This window comes from Oleiphilus sp. HI0123 (assembly GCF_001635315.1).
The window spans coordinates 1-933 of the sequence record NZ_LWGE01000187.1 but is presented as its reverse complement, the minus strand read 5'-3'; the positions used below and the strand labels follow the sequence as shown (position 1 = coordinate 933).

The 933-nt window shown below is 44.6% G+C and carries 1 pseudogene; it reads left to right on the top strand.

The window, feature by feature from the left end:
- A pseudogene (locus A3761_RS01705) lies at positions 1-690 on the top strand (threonine ammonia-lyase, biosynthetic); the annotation flags it as partial.
- Positions 691-933 lie beyond the last annotated feature (243 nt).

Here is a 933-nt window from a genome sequence, read left to right as displayed (position 1 = left end):
GGCATCGCTGGCTTAAAAAAATATGCGGAACGTGAAGGCTTAAGTGGTGAGAATTTAGTGACCATCGTTAGTGGGGCGAATGTTAACTTTGACCGTTTACGCTATATCTCTGAACGAACTGAAATTGGTGAGCAGCGCGAGGCAATCATTGCTGTCACTCTCCCTGAAAAGCCTGGAAGCTATCAGAAGTTTATTCAAGCGCTGCAAACTCGTAATGTGACCGAGTTTAATTATCGCTATGCAGAAGGAAGTGACGCGCAGATCTTTGTTGGTGTGCAAGTGCTTCCGGGTGGCGAAGATCGGGCGCGTGTTATTGCAGAGTTAGAGTCCCAAGGCTATCCCGTGCTGGATATGACTGACAACGAGATTGCAAAGCTTCATATCAGGCATATGGTCGGTGGGCGTTCTGAAGGCGTTGGTGATGAGCAGGTTTATCGTTTCGAGTTTCCTGAAAGGCCAGGGGCGCTGATGTCATTCCTTAATTCACTTGGTACTCGTTGGAATATTTCCATGTTCCATTATCGTAACCATGGCGCTGCATACAGTCGTGTCCTGATGGGGGTGCAGCTGAAAGACTCTGATACGAAAGCCTTTCAGGGAATGCTAGATGAGATAGGTTTCCGATACTGGGTCGAGACGGATAATGAGGCGTATCAACTTTTCTTGAGGGCAGGTAAGTCAAAACGCTAGTAATTAGGTGCTAAAGCCATTAGAATCCGCTACTTAAAGCAGGGTTCTAATGGAAATTTTCTAAAGCTGTGCTATTTTTCTGATTATTAAAGTTTTATTTTGAGGAAAATATGAAGAAGAAACCCGATACAATGTTGGCTGTAATCGGTATATTTATGATCGGTTTGGTCATAAGTGGCTTTTCTTCTATTAGCATTGGTGCTGATGAAGAGCCGGTTCAGAACGCTAGTACTGAGCATGTAT